The sequence below is a fragment of the Oculatella sp. FACHB-28 genome (assembly GCF_014696015.1).
Classification (GTDB): Bacteria; Cyanobacteriota; Cyanobacteriia; order Elainellales; family Elainellaceae; genus JAAUTN01.
Window position 1 is genome coordinate 227,326 of the sequence record NZ_JACJPJ010000035.1, and the last position, 25,240, is coordinate 252,565.

The window sequence follows — 25,240 nt, forward strand, 5'->3', positions numbered from 1 at the left end:
AAGCACCCGTGTCGTTTTCTTAGAATAACAAAACCTTGTACCGCATTATGGATGTTTCTCAGTAATCATGCGGAAGTTTTACGTTAGAGGCGATCGCTCCCCTTCTTCTTCACCAAAAGAACATGAAGTGAATGTATCTTAAGCACTGCTATATCTAGTTCTCAGGCAGCGGCGCAGTGTCTTCTGCTTTTACTTTAGTCAAGTCTTCTAAAGAACCTTGCTTAGAATCTTCAGGTGACACAGTAATGTCTGCTTGCTCAAAGATAGCGGTATCTGCTTGCTCAAAGACGGCAGTGTCTTCCTGCGTCAACATAGCAGTGTCTGCCTGTTCAAAGATGGCAGTGGAACCCTCTTCTAGTTGAGCAGTCGCCACAACTGAGTTTAAGACAATGGGTAGTTGTTTCAATGCTTCATGCACTTGGCGGACTGACGTATAGCGTTGAGTAAAGTCGTAGCGCACCATCTTGGTTAATACATCAGCACACTCAGAACTAACCTGAGGTGCCTGCTTGCGCCAAATCACTTCGCCTGTCATGCCATCATGATTGAGCATGTGAGGAGGTTGCCCCGTTAAAGCTTCGATCGCAATCATGCCTAAAGCATAAATGTCACTGTTAAAGTGAGGTCGCCCAGCAGACTGTTCATTAGGCATATAGCCTGGAGTACCCACCGCCACCGTAAACTTAGTGTTGCGCTCAACGTCAGCTAGCTGAGTTGTAATTCTTTTAGCAATACCAAAGTCAATGAGAACGAGTCGATTGTCTGACTTGCGCCGGATAATGTTTGAGGGTTTCAAGTCACGGTGGATCACGCCCTGACTGTGAACAAACTCCAGCACACGCAGGAGATCTTGTAGGATTACAACTACCTTTGATTCAGGTAAGGGAACACGAGAGTTGAACTCATTAGAGAGTGGCTGTCCTGCTACAAATTCTTGAACCAGATAAAACTCCTGATCTTCCTCAAATGAATTCAGGAACGAGGGAATTTGATCGTGTTGCCCCAACCGTTCTAGGGTTTCGGCTTCGGTCGCAAACAGCCTTCGGGCTAGCTTCAGAGTATCCAGATTATCGCTGGCAATTCTCAACTGTTTCACCACACAGGGTGCACTGCCCGATCGCTTCATATCTTCAGCAATATAAGTTTCGCTAAAGCCACCAGAACCGAGAACTTTAACAATTTTGTAGCGATCGTGTAATACTTTTCCCGAAAGCGCTTGTTCTCGCTCTTGGATTAGATCCTGTAAGTCATCTTGCTGGCTAATAATTTCCTGGACAATGGGGGAAGTGGCGTATTGTTTTAGCGTGTCGCGCAGGTGTTGTTTTCGCTGTTGTTCTTTGACGGAGCCTGCCATGAGTTGAGAAAAGCCGCTCAGGGCGATCGCCCCTACCGGAATAGCCGTTGGTAAAATCAGCTGACCATAAGTAAATGCAATATAGCTAATGCCTCCCCAAGCGATCGTCATTCCCATTGCCCAGACCCAGCGCATTGCAGGCTGACGGGGGCGGCTCAGCAGCAATCCAGCCCCAGCTAAGCCAATCAGCAGAACCAGTCCTCGCAGTGGGGCTTGGGGTAATGCTTCTGCTAGCGATCGCCCTTGCAATAGAGAGGCGATCGCATTAGCGTGAATCTCAACTCCAGCCATTGGTTCAGAGTAGAGCCAGCTTTTAGAAAAAGGAGCAGCATGAAAATCTTGATGTACCGCTGCGGTTGACCCAACTAGAACGATTTTGTCTTTGAAATACTCACCCGATTGCAGGGTAGTCTCCCAAGTTGTCGGATCTAACACATACCAAAAAGGAATGTGCTCAAACGTTTGGCTCGGTCCATAGAAAAAGATGTGATTCCCTCTAGGTGTAGAATGCTCAACTTGAGCTGCCCGAAGGGTTGCATCCACAAATGTGGGAGTGGTCGCAGCCAATTCTCGATAAGCCTCTGCCTCATTCGCTGGAGAATTTTGGATCAACTCAACAAGGAACTGATTGCCAAATCGATGGATTTTGCCATCAGGTTCCATAAAGAAATTAATCGAGCCAGCCTGATTAGGGTGATGTTGAAACAACGCCAAGGGCGAGGTCAATTGTGTCGTAAAGCCCTGTGGTGTTTCTACATCGTTATATTGAGCGGCTAGCACTACCCGTTCTGCGTGTTGCTGAATCGATTGAGCAAACTGCTGGTCATCCACTTCACCGTAGCTACTTGGTGCTGAGAAGATGATATCGAGTGAAACTGATCGGGCACCTGCTGCCATCAGCTTATCAATCACTTGGGCATAGGCTGAGCGCTGCCAGGGCCAGCTTTGAATTGGCTCTAGATAGGAATATTTATCCGGATCGGTTTGATAGAATTCCTGCTGTGCCAAAGACGTTTCGTCGATCGCCAAAATCACAACTTCTGGAGGAGCTGCGATCGCCCCTCTCACTTCAAAGAAAAGAGCTTGTACCTGCCGCTCTAAGAGATCAACAATTCCTAAGTTCAGGGCAGTCGTCGCTGCCGCCATCAGTACCCATGCTCCGGTTAAGCCATGTCCCCAGGTACTCAACCGAAATTTCTGGAAGCTTTTTGTTGTCTTTCCTGGTTGAGTGCGATCGCGGGGTGCGGTTGCAGCGTCCGAAACAGGTGCTTTTTTTCTGCCCATTACCCTACCACTTCACAATTGCTTCATGCTGCTGTTTCTATTGATACGCACCCATAGACACTCTACCGGACAATCTTCTGCAAAATCTACCTGCTGAAGTGTGCCTCAAAGCTGGTGGAAGGGGTTGGATTTTTTGTGCGTTTCATCAAGAATCAACTTTTAGAGCAGACTCTAGATTGCTGCCAGGTGTTTCCTGTTGCTGTAGAAATGTAAAAATGTGAGAGACAAAAAGAGCGCTGTGCATCCCTTCCATCCCTCACAAAACTGAGTAATCTTGAAGAAAGTTCGTACCGCAGAAATTCTAATCCTAAAGGTTTTCACCTCTTCTGATGTAGGTTGGGTGGAGCAAAGCGAAACCCAACATTCAGGGCAAACGTAACTTAATTCAAGAACACTGAACCTGTTTCTTGAATCACCAGGGCAGTTTCATCTTCACCTAAATCTGTGGTTTCATCTAAAGTGACTTCCAACACGCCAGGCTCGGCGATCGCTACAGGAGTCACGGTCAACAGCCCTCTATCTTCTCGGTAAAACGTGATTGTGATCGGAGTCGCTAACTCTTGCAATGTCACATCTGAGTCGCCTGCAAGCGATCGCAACTCTGTGTCTTCAATCACCTGATAGCGGATTACAGCAGCCGTTGAATTGATCAGCCTGACGCTGACTGCTCCATTTACAGGAATGACTGCTGTCACAGGTTCTTCAATTTGCTCTGGCGTAGGAGGAAAACTCGTGGGGACACTGGGTACTGGAACTGCTTGGTTAGGAGTTACGGGAGTTTCAGGAGTTGCTGGCACTTGGCTGCTGGCAGCATTGGGAGGGCATCCTTGAGGTGGAGCAACGGTATTGTTGAAGGGCTCTTCGTAAAATACACCAGGGCAGCTATTGACTTGGGCAATCAACTCAGATGCTAGAGCCGGAGAAACTGCCCCGATTCCCGCTAACATGGCACTTGCAGCACCAAGCAACCGGAAATTAACACGTTGGCGATCGCACTGCATTGAAATCTCCTCCAGAACAATAAATATTATTAGCCTTGCTAACCTGTAACCATCTCACGAGTAGCGCTTAATCAATAAGAGAAATTTTTGATGCACCTATAGTAGGAAACTAAAACGACCACTGGAACTATCCCAAGAAGTAAATAGGAACACGCAAGCGGGGTTAGGGTATCTGTACTATTTCCTTGACGATGTGAAACTCTGAAACAGCCAACTTGTTCTTCTAGGTATGACTGACTTAACCCATCGGAAGACAAAATTTTGGATAGCTCCAGAGTTAGGTAACTTGGAGTTATTTCGAGCGACGGCGATTCACTACAGCTATGCTCGTCACTCTCATTCAAGTTATTCGATTGGTTTGATTGAGGCTGGAGTGGGTGGAAACTATTATCGTGGTTCCAGCTACCTTGCCCCTCCTAAAAGCATTGTTTTGATGAATCCAGAGGAGGTTCATACTGGCTATTCTGCTGAAGAACAACCGCTTTCTTATCGAATGCTGTATGCCAACATCGATAGTGTGCAGCAAATTGCGAGTGAGCTTCAGATAAAAGAATTTCCTCACTTTAGAGATGCAGTCATTAAAGATGAAACTTTAGCTAAACAGATTCTTGCGCTGCATATAGCATTGGAGCGATCGCCAGATCGATTAGAACAACAGTCTCTATTCGTAAAAGTTTTATCAGAAATTCTGGCTCACTATGCGGCTGTTAAAGTTCCGTCCTTTCGTGATCGGCAAGAGCATCGAGCTATTCAATTAGTAAAAGAATATTTGCATGACAATCTCAGTACCAATATTTCGCTAGAACAATTGGCAAACCTCACGGGCTTAAACCGTTCTTACTTAATTCGCATTTTTTGTCAGGCTATCGGAATGCCACCCTATACCTATTTGAATCAAGTGCGAGTAGAGAAGGCAAAACAGCTTTTAAGCCAGGAAATGACTCTTGCAGAAGTGGCGATCGCCGTTGGTATGTCTGATCAAAGTCATCTCAATCGTCACTTCAAGCGCATTGTAGGAGTCACCCCTGGTCAATACCGCCAGATAGCCACTGCTGGATGTCAATATCATTCAAGACAAACTAGCCCCAATTCTTAAATACTTGTGGTCAGGTGATTTCGAGGCGACAAACCATGACCACAGCAGAATCTAACGCATTCCAACAGCATCATCTCGCTCAGATCAATATTGCTTTGATGAAAGCGCCCCTCAATGACCCAATCATGGCTGAGTTTGCGACTGCACTAGATCAGGTGAATGCGATCGCCGATCAAAGCCCAGGTTTTGTTTGGCGGCTACAATCCTCATCCGGCAACGCAACTCAGATTCGAGCCTATCCTGACCCGAAAATGTTGATCAATCTCTCAGTCTGGCAAAGTGTAAACCAGCTAAAAACTTACGTTTATCAAAGTCTGCATAGTGAGTTTTTTGTGCGTCGCCGCCAGTGGTTTGAGAAATACCAGGGAGAACACTTCGCCATGTGGTGGGTTCCGGCAGGTCACCTGCCAACTGTAGAAGAAGGTAAAGCCAGGTTGGAGTACCTCTCGCAGCACGGAGATTCAGCCACAGCTTTCACCTTTGCAAAACCTTTCCCTTGCCCCACAGAAAGACCCAATCCTGTACAGCCTGTACAAATTGATTAGCGGCATCCAGCCACAGCGACTCGCAACCCAGGCAGGAAGGCTCCAGAAGCTTAATTCAATTAGTTTTAACTGGGGAGTTGACAGAATCAGTAACCTTCGTTATCTTAATTAAGGTTCACTTAAAGCAAGCCCCCATCGTCTAGAGGCCTAGGACACCTCCCTTTCACGGAGGCGACGGGGATTCGAATTCCCCTGGGGGTATCTTCTAAGTGAGCTTGAAAATCAGCCCTGCAAGCTTGAGAATGGCTTGCAGGGCTGATTTTTTATCAATGGTAAATGTGTGCTAGGGGCAAAGGGGATTGAGGCTTCGGTGGAACGGCTAACTGAAAGAAGGGTTAGTTGCTGAGCCGTAGTGTGCTGATGTGAGGCGATCGCCACTGGTGGTAGAGTAAGAGAGTATCCTGATCAAGAAATAGCTCTTTAAGCAGCAACTTTAGGAGATTTGCGGGAATACTATCGGGGGGCATCCCGGTACGCAGCTTTTGCTAAGAAGACTTTGCTGGGGATTACCCTCTTGATTCACGTATCCTAAAGCCAAGTAAGGATTTATGACTACAGTCCTGGTTGTGGACGATAGCCAAACGGTGCGCCATATGCTCTCAGAACTCCTCATCGACAGCGGTATGAGCGTACTTGAAGCGACTAATGGCTTAGAGGCAAAGCAGCAAATTCAGGCAAAGTTTCCAGACTTGGTCATCACAGATTTGATTATGCCGGAGATGAACGGCTATGAGCTTTGCCGCTGGATTAAGAATGGACCCAAAACACAAAGCATTCCAGTGTTAATTTGTTCCACCAAAAGCGAGGAATTTGACCGCTATTGGGGGATGAAGCAGGGCGCAGATGCCTACATCACCAAACCATTTCATCCGCCAGAAATGGTTCAAACGGTAAAGCGGTTGTTGCGCGCTGAACGTTAAAGGCAAGAACTGTGGCTTACAGAAATCCAACCCCCACCGTTGACATCATCATTGAGATGCGCGATCGCCCCTTTCGCCCCATCGTTTTAATCGAGCGGCTCAATCCCCCGCATGGTTGGGCAATCCCAGGTGGGTTCGTAGATTATGGAGAGTCAGTCGAGACGGCAGCTCAGCGCGAAGCCTTAGAAGAAACGGGTTTAGCAGTAGAGCTAATTGAGCAGTTTCAGGTGTATTCTGATCCAGGGCGCGATCCTCGTCAGCATACGCTAAGTATCGTGTTTATTGCGACTGCCAGTGGGGAGCCAACTGCCCAGGACGATGCTAAGAGCCTCAAGCTTTTTTTACCCTGGGAAGTTCCTCAGAATTTGTGCTTTGACCACGATCGCATCCTCAAAGACTACTGGAATTACCGTCTTTATCAGATACGTCCTCGGCTCCAAATTCCAGGTTGATCAACCTCGATCTCATCAAATCTCAAACTATTTTTGAATCTATGGCGCGAAAAATTATTCAAACGGATCAGGCTCCCGCTCCAGTTGGCCCTTACAATCAGGCGATCGCTGCAACGGGACAGCTAGTCTTTGTAGCTGGGCAAATTCCGCTTGATCCAGTAACAGGTCAAATTGTCGGGGAAGCAGTTGCCGAGCAGACCGAGCGGGCGATCACCAACCTGAAAGCAATTCTTGAAGCTGCCGGATCGACCCTTGAGGATGTGGTTAAAACCACCGTATTTCTGGCAGATATGAACGACTTTGCTGCAATGAATGCGGTCTACGCTCAACACTTTGATGAAGCAACAGCTCCCGCTCGTGCCTGCGTTGAAGTGTCCCGCTTGCCTAAAGACGTGCGGGTAGAAATTGAGTGCATCGCCGTTGTGCCGTAATCAGCGAAACCTGGCTCAGATGATGGGAATGAGTCTTTCTAGACTGGCTCTCGTTTCCGGTGGAAAGAACCGTCCCCTCAACCCGTAGGTGACAAGCCCTGCATATTCTCGTAAGACTAGCGTTGCTTTGCCGCGTCGCCCAACTTCTCTCGGTACAGGGCTAGGAATTGGGGTCACTTCAAATCCTACGCTTTGAAAGGTGAGAAGCGATCGCAGCATGTGAGGGGAGTCTGTAATCAGCAAAATGCGTGTAATTCCCTTGGGTCGGAGTGCTTCTACCGTAAATAGGGCGTTTTCTCGCGTGGTTTGAGAGCAGCCCTCTCCATCCAAGGCAGCATCTGGAATTCCTTGTTCCTCCAGCATTTTCAGCATTGCGGGGGAATCACCCATGCCGCTAGTAAAAATCAACGGCGCTCTGTCAGCCTGCCAGAGTTCGGCAGCCAGCTCAACTCGACTTGGACTGAGTACTGAACCCCTACCCAAAATCACAATCGCATCAGCGTTAGCTCCAGTGTCTTGAGGCAGTAAGCTTACCAGCACCTTCTCTGCCAGATTGACGCTAGGTGGGGCGATCGCCAGACCGTAGATTAGCAGGAGGGAGGCGATCGTCAGATTCAAGATGCGCCGTTGACGGCGACGCAACAGAAGTTGAGCGAATCCCAACAGAATCACCAACCCCAGGGTGATCCGCACAGGATGCATCAACCACTGCGAGATTAATTTAGTGAAGGCTATCCACGAACTGACGGGAAGCGCAGAGCAAACGGCTAAATCTAGCATGGGCAGAGCGGCTCCTTTCAGGAAAAAGTTTTAGATCAGCAAGCAGTTAGCAGCAGGATTCATGAACCTGCAACAAACCCTACAGGCAGTCCATCAAGCTATTGGAGCCTAGAGAATTTTAAGTCCTGTCCGAGTCGAGTCTAGCAAGACAGATAGCAATGTAGCCAGGTTCGCTAGACTTCCCAATTTGCAAGGCTTTTCGGTGTTGCTGTTGGACCCAGAAGGATATCAAAAATGTGCTAAAATTGTATAGCTAAGCAACAAAAATTGGCATTTATTCAGCACAAAGGCAGCCTTATCTTCACTTTTTCAGCTATTAGCTGCCGAAAGCTTACGTTTTTGGAGTTTTTTACCGTATGACCTTCTCCCAGGAGCCGACTCAGGAGCGGATTATTCCCACGGATCTGCGGATTGAGATGTCCCGGTCTTATTTGGAATACGCCATGAGCGTAATCGTAGGACGGGCGCTGCCAGATGCCAGGGATGGTCTTAAGCCTGTCCATCGTCGAATTCTCTATGCCATGCATGAGTTGGGTTTAACACCCGACCGACCGTTTCGGAAGTGCGCCCGTGTGGTTGGGGAAGTTTTAGGTAAATATCACCCGCATGGCGATACGGCGGTTTATGATGCGCTAGTGCGAATGGCGCAAAACTTTTCGATGCGATCGCCCTTGATCAACGGGCACGGCAACTTTGGCTCTATCGACAACGATCCGCCAGCGGCGATGCGATATACCGAGTGTCGCTTGCAGACGCTCACCACCAACGCGCTGCTGCGAGACATCGAGTCTGAAACGGTTGATTTCATTGACAACTTTGATGGCTCTCAGCAGGAGCCAATTGTGCTACCTGCCCGGATTCCTCAGCTTTTGCTCAATGGCTCCTCTGGGATCGCAGTGGGCATGGCGACCAATATTCCACCCCACAACCTGAGCGAACTGATCGACGGCGTGATTGCGCTAGTGCATGATCCTGACATCACTGATGTGGGGCTGATGCAATACATTCCTGGGCCTGATTTCCCAACGGGTGGTCAAATTTTGGGTACGACTGGCATTCGAGAAGCCTACACGACTGGGCGCGGCTCTGTCACGATGCGTGGCGTAGCCTCGATCGAGACGATTGAGCATCGAGGTCGTCCTGATCGCGAAGCAATTATCATCACCGAACTGCCTTTTCAAACCAATAAAGCAGCAATGATCGAAAGAATTGCTGAAATGGTGAACGAGCGCAGGCTAGAAGGCATTTCTGATATTCGGGATGAGAGCGATCGCGACGGCATGAGAATCGTCATTGAGCTAAAGCGTGACGCTTATCCTCGCGTCGTTCTCAACAACCTCTACAAGCAAACTCCGCTCCAGGCAAACTTTGGAGTGAACATGCTGGCGCTGGTGAACGGCGAACCGCAGCTTCTCAGTCTCAAGCAATTCCTTCAAGTATTCCTGGACTTTCGGATTGAGACGATTACCCGCCGCACTCAGTACGAACTCCGTAAGGCAGAAGAACGGGATCACTTGCTGCAAGGTTTGCTGATTGCGCTGGAAAACCTGGATGCAATCATCAACCTGATTCGTCATGCAGCCGATGCTCCAATGGCAAAACAGGAGTTGATCGACTCTTACGGGCTCTCAGAAGCACAGGCAGACGCAATTTTGCAGATGCAGTTGCGCCGATTGACTGCTTTGGAAGCCGAAAAGATCCAGCAGGAACACGACGACCTGCAATCCCGCATTGCTGACCTGCAAGACATCTTGGCGCGACGCGAACGCATTCTGCAAATCGTTGAAACTGAAGTTAATGAGCTAAAAGCAACCCACTCTTCCCCCCGTCGCACGGTGATTGAACGGGCAGATGGTGAAATTGGTGACATTGACTTAATTGCTAATGAGCAAGCGATCATTTTGCTCACCGAGCAGGGCTACATCAAGCGGATGCCTGTGAATACGTTTGAGGCGCAAAGTCGGGCGACTCGCGGTAAGTCAGGCACCCGGATGAAGGAAGACGATGGGGTTGAGCATTTCCTCACCTGCTGCGACCACGACAGCGTTTTGTTCTTTAGCGATCGCGGTGTTGCTTACTGCCTCAAGGCTTACCAAATTCCTACCGCATCTCGGACTGCACGAGGTGTTCCCGTGGTTCAAATGCTGCCGATCCCACGGAATGAAAAGATTACTTCTATCGTCCCGGTCACCGAGTTCAGCGATGACAATTATCTGGTGATGCTGACCCAGAATGGCTACATCAAAAAGACGCAGCTATCAGCATTTAGCAACATTCGAGCCAATGGCTTGATTGCTATTTCACTGGAGGAAGGCGACCAGTTGCGCTGGGTGCGTCGTGCTGGTGCTGCTGACAGCATCATTATCGGATCACGTCAGGGGATGGCGATTCACTTTCGCTCAGACCATGAACAGTTGCGCCCCTTGGGTAGACCCACGCGAGGTGTAAGGGCGATGTCGCTGCGTAAGGGCGATGAGCTGATCAGCATGGACATCCTGCCCAGTCAGGTGGTAGACAGCTTGGTTGAAACCGTTGCTGAATCTGCTGAAGCGATCGAGGTTGAGGCAGAGTTGGAAACGGAAGAACTGGATGTAGAGCTACCTCGCAACCAAGGACCTTGGGCACTGGTAATTACGATGGGTGGGTTAGGCAAACGGGTTCCTGTTTCGCAATTCCGCTTACAAAACCGTGCTGGAATGGGTTTGCGGGCAATCAAGTTCCGCAAGGCAGACGATCGCCTGGCTGCGCTGCAAGTCGTAGGTGAAGATGATGAGCTGATGATGGTGACGAGTCGCGGCATCATTATTCGTCAGGCGGTGAGTGCAATCCCACGTCAGTCGCGTATGGCAACTGGAGTGAGGGTGCAGCGTTTGGATGAAGAGGATGCGATCGCCGCTGTGGCATTGGTGCCACCTCTGAATGAAGCCGAGTTAGAGGAAGGAGAATAGGGATTGAGGATTGGGGGTTAGGAGCTAGGGAGTGACCTGTGTTTAGAGTTGGGAAGCTACGATTGAAGCCATTTCGATTCCTGATCCCCAAATTTCCCAGATACGGCCCAATTGCCTTTGCATTGATCGGTGGCGTTCTGATGGGGCTGACTCCTGCCCCAGTCAACGCTTGGTTCTTAGCTTGGGTTGCTCTGGTTCCTTTATGGGTTCTAGTTGCCAAGTCTTCCAGCCTTAAATCAAAACTTGCTCTTGGCTTTGTCTGGGGGCTTGGGTTTCATGGGCTGGCTTTGTCATGGATTACGGGGTTACATCCACTAACCTGGATGGGTGTTCCCTGGCTGGCAAGTTTGGCGATCGCCCTATTCTGCTGGCTTTTCATTACAGCTTGGGGGGCATTACTGGTTTTGATATGGGCAGGAAGCTTTAAGTTGCTTGAGCGGAGCAACCCGCGGGCAGCCAACGCTAGGTTCTTGCCACTTGTCCGCGTTTTAATGGGTGTCGCTGTTTGGTGTGTTTTAGAAGGCATCTGGAGTTCAGGAGCACTGTGGTGGACATCCCTTTCTTACACTCAAAGCCCACACAATCTGCTGATTCTGCATCTGGGACAACTTACAGGACCATCGGCAGCAACGGCTGCCATTGTTGCGGTTAATGGTTTGCTTGCTGAAGCATGGCTAGCCCGTTCTCACCCTCCTGAGCCGCTACCCTCCCACGCTCATACTTCATCCTCTGATACTTCTGCAAAGCTCTATCTGGCGATCGCTGCTACCCTCCTTCTCGGTCTGCACCTGCTTGGATTCGGCCTGTATAGCCGTCCCTTAACCCAACCCCCGGAAACTGCGGTGAGAGTTGGGCTGATTCAGGGCAACGTTCCTACGCGCATCAAGCTCTACGAAGAAGGAGTGCGCCGAGCTTTCAACGCTTACATGACGGGATATGACATCCTCGCCGACCAGAACGTCGATATTGTCTTCACCCCGGAGGGCGCTCTGCCGATTTACTGGATGCCGTCAATTTATCAAAGCAATCCCGTTTACCAGTCGTTGCTAAACCGGGGAGTGCCGTTGATTTTGGGCAGTTTTGGCAGGCAGGACGAGCAGATTACTCAAAGCTTATTTGCGATCGCAGGTAACGGCGAAATGGTCGGGCGTTACAACAAAGTCAAACTTGTGCCATTGGGTGAGTACATTCCCTTCGGGCAATTTTTGGGTAGCCTGATTAATCGCCTTTCGCCTGTAGAAGCCAGCATGATTCCAGGGGAGCTAGAGCAGCAGTTTGACACACCTGTCGGTAGGGCGATCGCAGGTATTTGTTATGAGTCCGCATTTTCCAAGCTGTTTCGAGTGCAGGCGGCAAACGGCGGAGAATTTATCTTAACGGCGTCCAACAACGATCCCTACAGCTCGACGATGATGTTTCAGCATCATGCACAGGATGTAATGCGGGCGATCGAAACCGATCGCTGGGCAGCAAGAGTGACTAACACGGGCTATTCCGGCATCGTCGATCCGCATGGTAAAACTCGCTGGCTCTCGGACAACAACATCTATGAAATTCATGCCGACACAATTTATCGTCGCCAAACGCGATCGCTCTATGTGCAATGGGGAGACTGGCTAACCCCACTCTTATTGATCTCAGCCCTAACTGTTGGGTTAGGAATACGAATCAACTAAAAAAAGCACCCCGGTTAGGGGTGCCTCATCAGCTTGTTGTTTGAGAGAATCTATCGGCACTTAGCTGAGTGCAGCATGGCTACGATCGTAAGTGGCGGAGAAGCCAGGGTGTACTTTGCCCTGGATGTGATTCCAGTAGTGGGATGCATCAGCCGCAGTCAGCCCAACTTCAGTAGCAAGACGGCTCAGCATTACTTGCTGACGTTGCTTGATCAAACGGTGATGACCCATCATCAAAGAACGAGCACGATCGTCAGTCGAAGCAACCGTAGCAGGAACTAGCTTGGAGTCAGCAGCAACAGCCGCCCCAACGGAAGCAACTGCCCGCTCTTCAGCGTGGTTGACTACAGGGGTAGATGGATTAGTTTGGTATGCAACGCCGCGATAAAACAGATCCAGCGTGGCTTGCAGAACAGGAACTTTTTTGGGATTGCGGAATCGAACGTCTAAACCGCGATACTTGCCAACCGTGTCACTGTGGCTAAACTCTACTGTAGGTGGGTTGTAGTCGTAGCTGACACCGCGATAGGTAAGTTTCATATAAGTCGCCTCCAAGTAGTTGTGGTGATGAGGCGCGTTCCTTCGGGATAAGTCCCTACTTCCGTCTCCCTAACTCAGCGTTTTCGACAAGCTTCGAGAGAGATGAACGATTTATTTCTGTATCTATTGTTACGGTTTTCAGTCTGAATGTCAACCTCTGTGGACAAAAAATTTCGGAAATTACAGATGAAACGGAAATTCTGACCGAATTTGCCAGCGTTGACCGTCGTGGATCAAAAGAGTAAGGCGATCGCCCACAAACTCAAACTCCACCTGGCGCATTTGCAACTCTGTCCAAGCTTGCTTAAACGTTTGTCGGGTGAGATTTCGAGAGGCAACGGTGAGATGGGGCGAAAAGGCGCGCTTGGATTTGGGATCAACAATTTCTAGCGTTTCCTCTAAATGGGTTGCCAAAGCTGTTTGTAGCGCCAGCAGTTCGACCGTCTTTAGCACGTTGATATAGAGAACTCGCGGTGCAAACGCTCCAAATCCAGACAGAGCAACTGGCACCTGCGACTGCTGGTTACCAAATTCGCTTAAAGCTTGTTCTAGCCGAGCAATGTGCTGGAGTTGCCATTGAAAAGGCGGTTGTAAAGTGACATGGGGCAGAGATTTAGAAGTGCGCGTCTGGTAGCGATCGCCCAACTCCTGAATCACCTGACTGGCATACTCCTGAACCTCCAACGGTGGCAATAGCGCAACAAAAAACCGGGGATTAGACGCATCAGATTTCATAGGGAATTGGCGAAGTGTATTATTTTTAATATCCTTCTTTCATTGCTCATCCTTTCCCCACCACCTTTTCTTCCACTGAGAGGTTGATTCTAATGAGCAGGTTTGTTGTTCGATTTGCCGCTGTTGCAGGATCTCTGACGCGGTGGCGGTAAGGGTTGGATCTCGATAGGGAATAGCAGCCCGCGTTAGCAGATGTTCCCGGTCTTGAACAGATAGGGTTGGCAGGGGGGCAAAACTGGCGAGGGTACCGGGCGATCGCCTTCCTACTCCTGGAGTTGAGCTAATTTGCAGACCTGACTCGACTAACGCAGTTCGCACGGCTGCTGCACAGGAGTAAGTTGCTAATTTTCCATCAGGCTTGAGACAGCCCGCGACATGCGCCAAAAATTCTACTGTCCAAAGCTGGGGACAGTGGGGTGGAGAGAAGGGATCAAGGAAAATTGCATCAGCGCGGAAACCAGCCTGACGAATTCGTTGAATCGTTTGGCGTGCATCACCCAGCAGCAGTTGAGCGTGCAGACGATCGCTTTTCCACTTCAGATCAGCGGCGATCGCATTCAACAGTTGCGGAATCGGATCAGCCCAACCCGCTAGCAAGTTGTGGGCGATCGCTGCTTTGGGAACCTCTGGGTTGAGTTCCAGTCCGACCCACTCTACCTGGCAAGCCGGATTGACTGCCCAAATGGTTTCTAACGCAGCCGCTGTGTTGTAGCCTAATCCATAACAAACATCGAGAATGCTGACCGTTGGCTGCTGTGCCTTTAGCGCTAATTGGGTCGGTTGAATAAACTTTTGCTCAGCTTCTAGTCTTGCCCCCTGACGACTGTGAAAGGCTTCGTCAAATTCGGCTGAAAAGAAGGTGAACGAACCGTCTGCCGTTAGTTGAGGCTGGAAATTTACCATCTTGCATCGCTGTTGTAACCGCAGCCATGCGGTTTAGAATATCAGCTTGGATTAAACGGTTATGAAATATGGATATTGATCACCGAGATCAGTTAGTGAGTGGGGTTGTTTCTGCGGAATGGCTATATGAGCATTTGGATGATCCTCAGGTGGCGATCGCTGACTGCCGATTCTCGCTAGCTGATCCAGAGTTAGGACAACGCCAGTACCAGGAAAGCCACATTCCGGGTGCATACTATTTTGACCTGAATCGGGATCTGTCTGGTCCCGTTGGTCAGCATGGTGGGCGGCATCCCCTACCCGATGTGGGCACTCTGACAGAAAAGCTGAGAGCGATTGGAGTCCATTCAAGCAATAGCAGTTTGGAAAATCCTGATTTGGAAAACTTAGGCGAACCAACCCTGGTGGTTGCTTACGATAATTCCCGCTTTGCCTTTGCTGCCCGTTTTTGGTGGCTATTACGCTACTTAGGACATGAGCATGTCGTAATTTTAGAGGGTGGCTTTAGCAATTGGCAGGCAAATTATCCGGTTAGCAATGCCATCCCAGAACCTAAAGTGGGAAGTTTTGTGCCCCATGTACAGGGCGATCGCATCCTCGACATTGAAGCTGTAAAATCGCGCAAAGATCGTCCCGGAGTTGTTTTGGTTGACTCTCGGGAGGGCGATCGCTATCGAGGAGAACGCGAACCGATTGACCCAATCGCAGGACATATTCCAGGAGCCGTCAACTATCCCTGGCAAATGGTGACAACGAGTGAGGGGCAAGTTCGTTCTCTGGCTGAGCAACAGCAGCACTGGGCAGAGCTAGCGCACGTAGAAGAGATCATTGTCTACTGCGGGTCGGGGGTCACCGCTTGTGTCAATTTGTTTTCCTTGGAGATGGCGGGTATTAGAGACGCAAAGCTTTATCCGGGTAGCTGGAGCGATTGGTGCTCTTATCTTTAAGGAAATTCTCCCGATGATCTGTAAGAGCGTTTGCATTTTGCTCAGAAAAGTCTTTGATTGCCCCCTTTTGGGAACTGAAAGCTAAATTTTCACATCTAAAAATAATCTAGTTTCATCATCAGTTGACTCCAATCCCAAAAAATTCCTGACTTTGAAGGAAGCAGGATAAAATACCTATAATAAAGGTGCGCTATAGCTACTTTTCTAGTAGCAGAATTTCTAGACCAATCTACTAACCTATCTCTTACAGATACTACAGATGGATATGGAAAATATCAGCAAACTTGTGTTCGTATGGGCGATCGCAAACGGCAGGAGCAATTTTTGTACATGACATAAATCGGCTCTGCTGTCCGAATTTAGGCAGACTTATTTTTAAATCAAGACTCAATAGATTGATCGATAGCTACAGTTAGCATCAATGGCTACAGTTAGCTCAAATAGGCTGCGAGCGCAGGGCAAAATCAGCTTTTAGTCAGATGCATCAAAAGGCTCAATAACCTTGAGTATCGATGGGCTAGAATACTTTGGTCATAGCCTGGTTATTTAACTCATAGAGCCAAAAGTATTAGATTTAGCAGGTTTCTAAAAGCGAACTGCTAGGACTGAACATTCTAGCCGAACTCTCCGCTATAAAATTTTAGGTCTAAGTTTCTATGTCTATTTCTATGAACCGTCTTTCGATCTTTGTGGACGGGAACAATATGTTCTACGCTCAACAAAAAAATGGTTGGTTTTTTGATCCCAGGAGGGTGTTATCGCATTTTACGAACGATCCTGATGTAATGCTAGTTAATGCCTTCTGGTATACCGGGCTAAAAGATCCGCAGGATCAACGGGGTTTTCGGGATGCTTTAATTAGCCTGGGATATACTGTCCGTTACAAAATTCTCAAAGAGTATTACGACGATAATTCCGGCCGCTATTCGCAAAAAGCAAATTTAGATATTGAAATTGTTGTAGACATGTTTAATACCGTCGATCAATATGATCGCGTCATTTTGTTTAGCGGCGATGGCGATTTTGAGCGAGCGATCGAGTTACTGCGTTCCAAGAATACACATATCACTGTAGTATCCACAGAAGGAATGATTGCTAGAGAACTCCGCAATGCTACGGATCGCTATATTGATTTAAATGATATTCGCAAGCATATTGAAAAGGTCGATAGCTGAAGAATTTTTCAATGAGTCATGGAGCACTGCGCTAATGGCAATGCCCTATGACTCACAACCAAAACTAAATTGCTGCTGCAGAAAATAGAGCAGCTTCCAGCCGATCCAACGCTTTTTCGAGGTTGTCGTTAACGACCTGAAAGTCAAATTCGTCTACTGCTTCCAGTTCTGCTTCTGCTCGTTTCAGCCGCCGCAAAATTGCCTGCTCTGAATCTTGGGCGCGATCGCGCAGGCGATTTTCTAATTCCTGCAATGAAGGCGGCAAGATAAAAATTCGCAGTGCATCAGGAAAGGTTTGGCGAATTTGCCTGGCCCCTTCTAGCTCGATTTCTAGCACGACCCAGCGCCCTTGCTGAATCTGTTGCTCAACTGGACGACGAGGAGTGCCGTAACAATTACCTGCAAACTCAGCCCACTCCAGCAATTCACCCTCTGCAACCATCTGGTCAAACTGAGGGCGGCTGACAAAGTAATAGTGTTGTCCATCTACCTCACCGGGACGCGGAGCACGAGTCGTGACGGAGATGGAAAAGTAAAGGTCGGGATGACGACGCAAAAGCGATCGCAGCAGCGTGCCTTTGCCTACGCCACTTGGTCCAGTGAAAACAACCAGTTTACCTGCTCTCATGTTTTAACCTATCCACTCGATCGCCGTTTTAGTATTTATCCATGTTCATGTAACTTTGGATAGTCTGACAACTCTACAACGCGATCTTTGCCCAAATTTATTTTTAGGGCTTCTCCTAGAAGCCTGCTTTTATCTGGGAAGGACTACGCTTCTTCCCAAATAAAACAGCTTCAAACCCAGGTCTTAGTGTGGCTGGGGGAGCGGTATGATCACAGCTAGCCGTTTTAGGATCTAGTGCATGTCTTTTGGTGCAAGTCTTGCTCAACTGGTTGAAGTTTTGGATGCAGAGCCGCTCAATCTAGCAGAGCCTGAACTAGCAAAAATTGCGATGGGAATTACAACCGACAGCCGCCATGTCGGAGCAGGAGAACTGTTTTTGGCGCTACGGGGCGAACAGTTTGACGGACACACATTCGTTGAGGCAGCCCTTCAGCAAGGCGCGATCGCCGCAGTTGTCGACCGGCAGTCGGTGACATCGGGATTAGGTACAGATACAGAAATACCGCTGCTAGTCGCTGAGGATACGCTGGCAGCTTATCAGGCGATCGCCCGCTGGTGGCGCGAGCAGTTCACGATCCCAGTGATTGCGGTAACTGGCTCTGTAGGCAAAACTACGACCAAAGAATTAATTGCGGCTGTCTTAGCGACTCAAGGATGCGTACTGAAAACTCAGGCAAACTACAACAATGAGATTGGGGTACCTAAAACGCTGCTTCAGCTTGGGCAAGACCATGATTATGCCGTCATCGAGATGGGAATGAGAGGCAGCGGCGAAATTGCTTTACTCACCCAGATTGCCCGACCTGATATTGCTGTAATTACTAACGTTGGCACTGCACACATTGAGCGGCTTGGTTCTGAGCAAGCGATCGCCAATGCAAAATGTGAACTGCTGGCAGAAATGCCCTCGACGGGGATCGCCATTCTCAACCACGACAATATCCGTTTGCTCGAAACAGCAGCACAGGTATGGCAAGGAAAAACAGTCACCTTTGGGCTGGAGGGAGGAGACGTACAGGGGCAACTACTCGACTCGCAAACCCTCCAAGTTGGTGAAATGGCATTCCCGCTGCCTCTGCCTGGTCGCCATAATGCGCTGAATTATTTAGCGGCACTGGCTGTTGCTCAGGTGCTTCAGGTCAACTGGACGCCACTGACCCAAGGGTTGACCCTGGAATTACCAAAAGGACGGGCACAGCGGTATAACTTGCCTAATGACATCGTCATCCTGGATGAAACATACAACGCAGGCGTGGAATCAATGACAGCAGCATTACACCTGCTGGCTCAAACACCAGGACAGCGTCATATCGCAGTTTTAGGCACGATGAAAGAACTGGGCGATCGCTCTCTAGAGCTGCACCATCAAGTTGGTACCGTTGTCCATCAGCTTCGTCTGGATCATCTGCTGATTTTGGCGGAAGAGGCAGAGTCTGAAGCAATGGCAGCAGGTGCAAAAACAGTGCCAGTGGAAAAATTTCTCAGTCATGCGGCACTTTTGGAGAGACTCAAGAGCTTTGTGAAACCGGGCGATCGCCTGCTATTTAAAGCATCCCGTGCTGTAGGGTTGGATCAAGTTGTGGATCAACTCAAATCAGTCACTCTGACTCAGCAAATCTAACTTGTGCTTTTACCCAGGGCTATTCTGCAATAGGAGAAGTTCTACCTCCAAAATAGTTCGGTTGGAAGTCGCGCTATTGCAGATTAATTACAAGGTGGACAAACTGCACCATCACCGCAGTCCTGATCGTCTTGTTTCAACGGTCGCCAGTTGCAGGTTAGCTAGTCATACACTGTGCCTCAATTGTCTGTTTGAACACGAGATCTCAAATCCACCTCGGGTCTCAAACGGTGATATATTCTCTAAAACACATGATGAAGAAGCTACAACAGCAAGTCTTTTGAGTTCAACGCCGCATCACGCAACACCTCACAACATCTTTTATGAATGTCTGGCAACAGATTACTTTGACAAATTTATCGCCTGCCCGTTGGGGCGATGCGAGCTATGCACATCGGCTAGTTGGGCTACTAAGAGAATGGCGGCGAAGTAGCTGGCTGATGCAGCAGGCAGACTTGATTGGGACGCTGTTGGCGATCGCCGTTCTTGCCTTCGCACCCTTCGTCTCAACTACACTCATTGGGGTTTTGCTGATCGCCTGTGCCGGATTTTGGGTGTTGTTAACCCTTTCCGATGAATCAGGAACGGGGTTGACCCCGATTCACCTGCTGGTATTGCTCTACTGGGGAATTGCAGTAATCGCCACAGCCATTTCACCCGTTAGAGCAGATGCTCTTTCAGGGCTAATTAAACTAACGCTGTATCTGCTGCTGTTTGTGTTGCTGGCAAAAGTGCTGCGATCACCCCGACTCCGTTCTTTGCTGATCACAGGCTACCTACTAACCGCTCTGGTAGTGGGTGTCGGCGGCATCCGGCAATGGTTTTTTGGAGCAGCAGCCCTGGCAACTTGGGTCGATGCCGAATCTACGCTAGCGGGCACAACTCGGGTCTACAGCTATCTAGGTAATCCAAACCTGTTAGCCGCTTATCTGTTGCCTGCCTCGATGCTTAGCGCCGCAGCAGTTTTTGCCTGGAAGGGCTGGCTGCCTAAGGCATTGGCAGTCGTGATGGCGCTGGTCAATTCCGCCTGTCTGGTTTTGACCTTTAGTCGGGGCGGATGGATCGGCTTTGTGATCGCTGGCTTTGTGCTGATGATCTTGCTGGTTTACTGGTACAGCGTCTATTTACCGCGAGTCTGGCGACCCTGGGCAATTCCGATTGTGTTGGGCGTTTCGACTGCGTTTGTAATTGTGTCCGTATTTTCGGTTCCTCAACTGCGCGATCGCTTCCTCAGCATCTTTGCCGGGCGGGAAGACAGCAGCAATAACTTCCGCCTCAATGTTTGGGCTGCGGTTCAGAATATGATTCGCGATCGCCCCATACTAGGAATTGGTCCTGGCAACGAAGCTTTTAATCGGGTTTATCCACGCTATCAGCGAGCAGGCTACACGGCTTTAAGTGCCTACTCCGTCTTCCTAGAAATTGCAGTCGAAACTGGTTTCATTGGACTGAGCTGCTTCATCTGGCTGCTGTTAGTCACGCTCAATCAGGGCTGGCTTCAACTTCGGCGACTCCGTAAATTCAACAGCCGTGAAGGATTCTGGTTAATGGCAGCAATCGCCACTCTCTGCGGAATGTTGGCCCACGGCTTAGTCGATACAGTTTGGTATCGTCCCCAAGTCAGCACCCTGTGGTGGTTGATGGTGGCGCTGATTGCTAGCTACTACATGCCGTCAAGGGCGATCGTTGAAGACCAAACTTTTGAGAATGCCGAAGCAGCCTAACGTCTAGTAATTCTTCACTGCCCGATCGATTTCGCGCTTCTCCTGCTTGCGTTTCAGGTCTTCGCGCTTGTCGTGCAGCTTCTTACCTCTGCCCAAGGCGATCGTTACCTTCAGCCAGCCCCGTTTGAGGTAAACCTTCAGCGGCACTAGAGTCAAGCCCTTTTGCTCAACCTGCCCAATCAGCTTACGAATCTCCTGCCCGTGCAGCAGTAGCTTCCGAGTGCGACGTGGATCATGATTGAATATCTGACTGGCACTTTCGTGCGGTGAAATATGCACGTTGTATAGCCATGCTTCACCATTACGAATCAACGCATAGCCATCTCGCAGGTTAATTTTGCCCTGCCGAATCGACTTAACTTCAGTTCCCCTTAGCTCAATCCCTGCTTCGTAAGTCTCTAAAATCTCATAGAGAAAACGGGCCTGGCGATTATCGCTAACAATTTTGTAACCGTCACTACTATCACTCATTACGCACGCTGTGGAGAGATAAATTTACTCAACTACAATGCGCCACTCGTGTAATTCATAAGCGACGCAACCATTTTGGACTAAGGGATCTTGAGCAACGATCGCCTTCGCCTGTTCTAGCGAATCTGCCTTAAATAACAGCATTCCACCGCCAAACTCCGCCCAATAGCCTGTCCGTGCTTTGTGTCCTTTGGCAATCAGGTCTTTGACGTAAGCTTTATGAGCGGGAACAGAGCAGTCAAAAGTGGATTTGTCTACGATACCCTTTTCAATTTTGACAAACCAAGGCATAAGATGGCTTTTTTCTACCGAAATCCAGGATAACCTGAACGGGACTCAGGCGGGGGAGAGATAGCCTGCTGCAACGCAGTCGTCCAACAACTTCTGCACAAATGGCCATAGCTCAGGTGCACCTGTTTCAATGGGGCTGACCCGCTGCTCAACCTGATCGCGATGAATGTTGTGGATTTGCCAGGTGCCCCCTCTCGTGTGCTGATTATGCAATACGGGCTGCAAGCGATCTAGAGCGGCTGCAAATTTCGCCGTAGCGGTTTCTTGCGCCTCAAATTCTTGCCAAATTTTCTTCAACTCAACGCCTTGTTCTGGTGGTAATAGCCCAAACAGCCGAGTCGCCGCCTGTATTTCTCGTTCTGCCTTAGTTTCGTTTCCCTGTAAGTCGTAGCAAAACGTATCTCCTGCATCGATTTCGACCAGATCGTGGATCAGCAGCATCTTGATCGCAGAGAGCAGGTCAACCCCCGCAGGCGCATACTCAATTAGCAAAACTGCCATCAGTGCCAGATGCCAGGAATGTTCTGCACTGTTTTCTCGCCGCGATTCATCAACTAATAAAGTCTGGCGCAAAATTCCCTTAAGCTTGTCAATTTCGATGATGAACTGGATTTGCTGAGAAAGTCGCTCGGTTTGCACGTTAAGCCTTTGGAATTCAACGCCATTAGAATATCAGAGTCGGTGGAGGGAGTTGGGAATGGGCGATCGCTTTGCTGGGCATGAACTGGCGGTTTGGCGCACTGCACTTTATGCATCATCTTATTGACGGCAATTGTCCGATTGACCCCTATCAATGGGCAATGCAAGCGGGTGTAACGCACTGCGTCAATAAAATCTGGACAAGAATTTACAACTCAGAGCAAGTTGTCGTTGATCGCTGTGCTCCCGAGGGTGCATTTATCAAACAATGGGTACCAGAACTGGCAAAGTTACCCGCTGCCGCGCTAGGTTCCCCTGCGGGGATCAAGGGTTATCCTGCTCCTATCCTGAAGTACAAAGCGGTTCGTCAGCGACGAGTACAGCAGCTTCAGCAACAGCGTCAGATTTCTATGAACCAGGAAAACGTGATCCCGCATTTGCCACGACTGCCCAAATCGGTGATCCCGTTCGGGGCAGAGCGATTTAATAGTGAGATCGGTTGGGCAAAGTTGCCGGATATTGACATGTTTCCGTCGCCGCTCGACTTGGATGCGTTGAATATGGAAGGGACGATCGCTCTTCGTACCTGGTTTGTGGCGCACGTGGAGATCAAGCCCCACCAATCTAAGAGGCGATCGAAGAAATCAAAAACATCAGATGGTGTAACTCAGCTGAGTCTGTTGCCTTGAAGTGGCTTACAGCATTGACAACTGACTATCTCCCTGCTGGTCGTAAAAAAACTGCTCCACCTCGCCTCGCTGATACATCGTTGTCACGTCTCTACTGCGCCCTACTTTACGAGAATGAATCCCAGCTGCTTCAAGTCGAGATTGAGCTGTTTTTGAGGAGCAGCCCAACAGTTTAGCGACGTACTTCAGAGGAATTCTCTGCTTAGCAAAACGAGCTAACAGCAACTCATCTGGCTCATTTACAATTTCGGTGAGCAACCGTTCTGCCAAAAGCCAGCAAGCAAGCGTATCTGCCTCAGCTCGATGAGATTTGCCGACCTTAAATTGAAAATATCTCACTAGGTTGGGCAAGCTGCGTGACGGCAAATCGGGCAGCATTAGACGCGAAAGCTGCACGGTACAGAGCTGCTGGTCTTCAGGACGGATAAAAGCTTTTCCCATTCGGGCAAACTCTGCCCGCAAAAATGGATAGTCAAACTCCAGGTTATGCGCCGTCAGGACTCCTTCACCTAGAAGAGGAAGATAGGATGGCAACACATCGGCTGCTACAGGAGCTTGACTGACCATTTCTTGAGTGATGCCCGTAAACTGAACGATTTTTTCGGGGATCGGAGTTTTAGGATTGATTAAATCAGTTTGTTGGTGCAAAACTCCTTCTGCCAGGGTTGCTTGCAAAACCGATATTTCAGTAATTCGATTTGCGGTGGCGATGCTTCCCGTCGTTTCCACATCAACTACTGTCAGCGTTTGCTGACTGACCTGACGATAGTAGCTAAGCAGTTCCTTTGAAAGCACCTGATCCCCATCTCCTTATTGCTGGAAGTTACTCAGTCCAATGAGCAATGCCTAGACCAATGTTTGTCACTCCTTACAAGTAATGGGTAATGGATCACAACAACCCATTACCCATTACCGGTTACCTATTATTCAATCTTACTTCTGAGGAGAAACAGAGGTATGCTGCGATCGCTTAATCGGCTTCGATTTGGGCTGATCTCTATCTCTGTCTCTATCTCCTCTATCTCTCGAACTGCGTCTTGGCTCGTCACTCATCACATCTTCAGAGAAGCCTTGATCAACACGCATCCAAGCAGGGCGAGTCTGGTCATAGGCCATCTGCAATGCAGCAGCAGCGATTGTATGGGGATCATACTCCTCACTCAGTTTTGCCACAATTGGCAAGAAGGATGCCATCCGTTCACCCGACAGTGCTTCCCGGACTTGAGCTTGCAATTTCTCCAGGTGTTGTGCTTCAATCTGAGCGCGAGTGGGGATCGTGCCAAGCTCAAGGCGTTGGCGAATGTGCCGCTCGATGTCTTTTAGCTTGCGCTTATCGAGGGGTTGAACGATCGAGATCGCGGTTCCCTCTTTACCAGCACGTCCAGTCCGACCGATGCGGTGGACATAGTTCTCGACGCTATCAGGTAGATCGTAGTTGACGACGTGAGTTAGGTCTTCCACATGTAAGCCCCGTGCAGCGATGTCGGTTGCAACCACCCAACGCACTTGGCGCTGACGGAAGCGCAGCAATAGCCGCTCTCGCTGAGACTGGCTGAGGTCGCCATGATATTCATCAACGCTGTGACCAGCAGCCTGTAGCTGGCGGGTCAACTCAGCAGCAGCACGACGAGTGCGGACGAAGATCAAAGCTGATTCGGGATCTTCCAGTTCCAAAATGGGCTGCAAAGCTCTCGCCTTTGTCCAGCCGCGTGGCACCATGTAGGCAATCTGGTTAATCCGGGTAGGGGCAGCTTTGGGCTGCTCGACGGTAACCGTAACGGGCGATCGCAAGAACTTAGTTGCCAGTTCCCGAATCGAGGGCTCCATTGTGGCTGAGAAAAACGCAGTCTGCCGCTCACCGGGAGCCTGACTGAGAATCTTCTCAACGTCTTGAATAAAACCCATGTTGAGCATTTCATCGGCTTCGTCCAGTACCAACCAGTTCAACTGGTTGAGCTTCAGGTCGCCCCGGCTAAGCAGGTCAAGTACTCGTCCGGGTGTACCGACAATGATTTGAACACCGCGATGAAGCCGTTGAATTTGGCGATCGATCGCTTGTCCGCCGTAGACAGCCATGATGTGAAGTCTACGGTCTTCCGAGAAACTGCGAATGGATTGGCAAACTTGAACTGCCAATTCACGAGTCGGGGTCAGAATCAGAGCCTGAGTTGCAGAATTGCTAACGTCAATCTGCTCTAGTAGTGGTAGGGAGAAGGCGGCAGTTTTGCCTGTGCCTGTCTGTGCCTGACCTACTACATCTCGACCTGAAAGAAGGTGGGGGATCGCTTGTGCCTGAATAGTAGTTGGGGCTGTGAAACCCAGCTTTTCGAGAAGACGCACACGCGCCTCAGACAGACCTAAGCTATTGAAGGAAAGGGTCATCGAGTCTC

General features: G+C 49.4%; 25 protein-coding genes, 1 tRNA gene and 1 riboswitch. Of the genes, 13 read left to right on the forward strand and 13 right to left on the reverse strand.

Annotated elements, in window-relative coordinates; translation table 11 throughout:
• Positions 1–154: 154 nt before the first annotated feature.
• Positions 155–2,638, reverse strand: coding sequence for a serine/threonine-protein kinase (locus tag H6F88_RS03490; protein WP_190641341.1), 2,484 nt, complete (start codon positions 2,636–2,638; stop codon positions 155–157).
• Between the two features lie 380 nt (positions 2,639–3,018).
• A complete protein-coding gene (locus H6F88_RS03495) occupies positions 3,019–3,639 on the reverse strand; it encodes a hypothetical protein (protein ID WP_190641342.1) in 621 nt (206 codons plus the stop codon).
• Positions 3,640–3,868: 229 nt separating this feature from the next.
• Here H6F88_RS03495 and H6F88_RS03500 point away from each other — a divergent pair, with 229 nt between their 5' ends.
• From H6F88_RS03500 to H6F88_RS03510, 3 genes are all read left to right on the forward strand, one after another.
• Complete coding sequence (locus H6F88_RS03500; protein ID WP_190641343.1) at positions 3,869–4,735, forward strand: AraC family transcriptional regulator; 867 nt, start codon at positions 3,869–3,871, stop codon at positions 4,733–4,735.
• A 35-nt stretch (positions 4,736–4,770) separates the two neighbouring features.
• Complete coding sequence (locus H6F88_RS03505; RefSeq protein WP_190641344.1) at positions 4,771–5,280, forward strand: DUF3291 domain-containing protein; 510 nt, start codon at positions 4,771–4,773, stop codon at positions 5,278–5,280.
• A gap of 128 nt (positions 5,281–5,408) precedes the next feature.
• Positions 5,409–5,481 (forward strand) — tRNA-Glu (locus H6F88_RS03510).
• A 134-nt stretch (positions 5,482–5,615) separates the two neighbouring features.
• On the opposite strand, the gene H6F88_RS33855 is transcribed toward H6F88_RS03510, so the two are convergent.
• Positions 5,616–5,747 carry a hypothetical protein gene (locus H6F88_RS33855; RefSeq protein ID WP_277882137.1) on the reverse strand — a complete coding sequence of 44 codons (132 nt, stop codon included), beginning with the start codon at positions 5,745–5,747 and terminating at the stop codon, positions 5,616–5,618.
• Between the two features lie 81 nt (positions 5,748–5,828).
• Between H6F88_RS33855 and H6F88_RS03515 the strand changes: the two genes are divergently transcribed.
• Genes H6F88_RS03515 through H6F88_RS03525 form a run of 3 tightly spaced genes read left to right on the forward strand, consistent with a single transcriptional unit; the run spans position 5,829 to position 7,083 of the window.
• On the forward strand, positions 5,829–6,200 hold the full coding sequence (locus H6F88_RS03515) for a response regulator (protein WP_190641345.1): 372 nt from the start codon (positions 5,829–5,831) through the stop codon (positions 6,198–6,200).
• A gap of 11 nt (positions 6,201–6,211) precedes the next feature.
• Positions 6,212–6,652 carry an NUDIX domain-containing protein gene (locus tag H6F88_RS03520; RefSeq protein ID WP_190641346.1) on the forward strand — a complete coding sequence of 147 codons (441 nt, stop codon included), beginning with the start codon at positions 6,212–6,214 and terminating at the stop codon, positions 6,650–6,652.
• 41 nt (positions 6,653–6,693) lie between these two features.
• On the forward strand, positions 6,694–7,083 hold the full coding sequence (locus tag H6F88_RS03525; RefSeq protein ID WP_190641347.1) for a RidA family protein: 390 nt from the start codon (positions 6,694–6,696) through the stop codon (positions 7,081–7,083).
• Between the two features lie 15 nt (positions 7,084–7,098).
• Here the strand turns inward: H6F88_RS03525 and H6F88_RS03530 are convergent, their stop codons facing one another.
• Positions 7,099–7,863 carry a YdcF family protein gene (locus tag H6F88_RS03530; protein ID WP_190641348.1) on the reverse strand — a complete coding sequence of 255 codons (765 nt, stop codon included), beginning with the start codon at positions 7,861–7,863 and terminating at the stop codon, positions 7,099–7,101.
• A gap of 356 nt (positions 7,864–8,219) precedes the next feature.
• Here H6F88_RS03530 and gyrA point away from each other — a divergent pair, with 356 nt between their 5' ends.
• Positions 8,220–10,811 (forward strand): DNA gyrase subunit A, encoded by a 2,592-nt coding sequence (gyrA, locus tag H6F88_RS03535; RefSeq protein WP_190641349.1) that lies wholly within the window; start codon positions 8,220–8,222, stop codon positions 10,809–10,811.
• Positions 10,812–10,951: 140 nt separating this feature from the next.
• A complete protein-coding gene (gene lnt, locus H6F88_RS03540) occupies positions 10,952–12,487 on the forward strand; it encodes an apolipoprotein N-acyltransferase (protein ID WP_190641439.1) in 1,536 nt (511 codons plus the stop codon).
• A gap of 60 nt (positions 12,488–12,547) precedes the next feature.
• Here lnt and H6F88_RS03545 read toward each other — a convergent pair whose 3' ends face one another.
• The 3 genes from H6F88_RS03545 to H6F88_RS03555 form a co-directional block, all read right to left on the reverse strand.
• Entirely contained in the window at positions 12,548–13,027 is a 480-nt protein-coding gene (locus H6F88_RS03545) for a DUF4278 domain-containing protein (protein WP_190641350.1), read from the reverse strand.
• A gap of 31 nt (positions 13,028–13,058) precedes the next feature.
• Positions 13,059–13,138, reverse strand: a riboswitch (Glutamine riboswitch).
• 69 nt (positions 13,139–13,207) lie between these two features.
• On the reverse strand, positions 13,208–13,762 hold the full coding sequence (locus tag H6F88_RS03550; protein ID WP_190641351.1) for a 2'-5' RNA ligase family protein: 555 nt from the start codon (positions 13,760–13,762) through the stop codon (positions 13,208–13,210).
• A gap of 39 nt (positions 13,763–13,801) precedes the next feature.
• Complete coding sequence (locus H6F88_RS03555; protein ID WP_190641352.1) at positions 13,802–14,665, reverse strand: MnmC family methyltransferase; 864 nt, start codon at positions 14,663–14,665, stop codon at positions 13,802–13,804.
• Between the two features lie 68 nt (positions 14,666–14,733).
• Between H6F88_RS03555 and H6F88_RS03560 the strand changes: the two genes are divergently transcribed.
• Both H6F88_RS03560 and H6F88_RS03565 read left to right on the forward strand, forming a co-directional pair.
• Positions 14,734–15,612 carry a sulfurtransferase gene (locus H6F88_RS03560; protein WP_190641353.1) on the forward strand — a complete coding sequence of 293 codons (879 nt, stop codon included), beginning with the start codon at positions 14,734–14,736 and terminating at the stop codon, positions 15,610–15,612.
• A 656-nt stretch (positions 15,613–16,268) separates the two neighbouring features.
• Complete coding sequence (locus H6F88_RS03565; RefSeq protein WP_190641354.1) at positions 16,269–16,787, forward strand: NYN domain-containing protein; 519 nt, start codon at positions 16,269–16,271, stop codon at positions 16,785–16,787.
• A 64-nt stretch (positions 16,788–16,851) separates the two neighbouring features.
• On the opposite strand, the gene gmk is transcribed toward H6F88_RS03565, so the two are convergent.
• Positions 16,852–17,415 (reverse strand): guanylate kinase, encoded by a 564-nt coding sequence (gmk, locus tag H6F88_RS03570; RefSeq protein WP_190641355.1) that lies wholly within the window; start codon positions 17,413–17,415, stop codon positions 16,852–16,854.
• 238 nt (positions 17,416–17,653) lie between these two features.
• Here gmk and murF point away from each other — a divergent pair, with 238 nt between their 5' ends.
• Positions 17,654–19,036: a UDP-N-acetylmuramoyl-tripeptide--D-alanyl-D-alanine ligase gene (gene murF / locus H6F88_RS03575; protein ID WP_190641356.1), complete on the forward strand. Its 1,383-nt coding sequence runs from the start codon at positions 17,654–17,656 to the stop codon at positions 19,034–19,036.
• Between the two features lie 323 nt (positions 19,037–19,359).
• Positions 19,360–20,760, forward strand: coding sequence for an IctB family putative bicarbonate transporter (locus tag H6F88_RS03580; RefSeq protein WP_190641357.1), 1,401 nt, complete (start codon positions 19,360–19,362; stop codon positions 20,758–20,760).
• A gap of 3 nt (positions 20,761–20,763) precedes the next feature.
• On the opposite strand, the gene smpB is transcribed toward H6F88_RS03580, so the two are convergent.
• Genes smpB through H6F88_RS03595 form a run of 3 tightly spaced genes read right to left on the reverse strand, consistent with a single transcriptional unit; the run spans position 20,764 to position 22,161 of the window.
• On the reverse strand, positions 20,764–21,231 hold the full coding sequence (gene smpB, locus H6F88_RS03585) for an SsrA-binding protein SmpB (RefSeq protein ID WP_190641358.1): 468 nt from the start codon (positions 21,229–21,231) through the stop codon (positions 20,764–20,766).
• Positions 21,232–21,255: 24 nt separating this feature from the next.
• Positions 21,256–21,522, reverse strand: a complete 267-nt coding sequence (locus H6F88_RS03590; protein WP_190641359.1) for a YciI family protein — start codon at positions 21,520–21,522, stop codon at positions 21,256–21,258.
• A 45-nt stretch (positions 21,523–21,567) separates the two neighbouring features.
• On the reverse strand, positions 21,568–22,161 hold the full coding sequence (locus tag H6F88_RS03595; RefSeq protein ID WP_190641360.1) for an HD domain-containing protein: 594 nt from the start codon (positions 22,159–22,161) through the stop codon (positions 21,568–21,570).
• Between the two features lie 80 nt (positions 22,162–22,241).
• Here H6F88_RS03595 and H6F88_RS03600 point away from each other — a divergent pair, with 80 nt between their 5' ends.
• Positions 22,242–22,850: an FAD-binding domain-containing protein gene (locus tag H6F88_RS03600; protein ID WP_190641361.1), complete on the forward strand. Its 609-nt coding sequence runs from the start codon at positions 22,242–22,244 to the stop codon at positions 22,848–22,850.
• Positions 22,851–22,856: 6 nt separating this feature from the next.
• Here the strand turns inward: H6F88_RS03600 and H6F88_RS03605 are convergent, their stop codons facing one another.
• Complete coding sequence (locus H6F88_RS03605; protein WP_190641362.1) at positions 22,857–23,645, reverse strand: exonuclease domain-containing protein; 789 nt, start codon at positions 23,643–23,645, stop codon at positions 22,857–22,859.
• A 138-nt stretch (positions 23,646–23,783) separates the two neighbouring features.
• On the reverse strand, positions 23,784–25,232 hold the full coding sequence (locus H6F88_RS03610) for a DEAD/DEAH box helicase (RefSeq protein WP_190641363.1): 1,449 nt from the start codon (positions 25,230–25,232) through the stop codon (positions 23,784–23,786).
• Between the last annotated feature and the right edge of the window lie 8 nt (positions 25,233–25,240).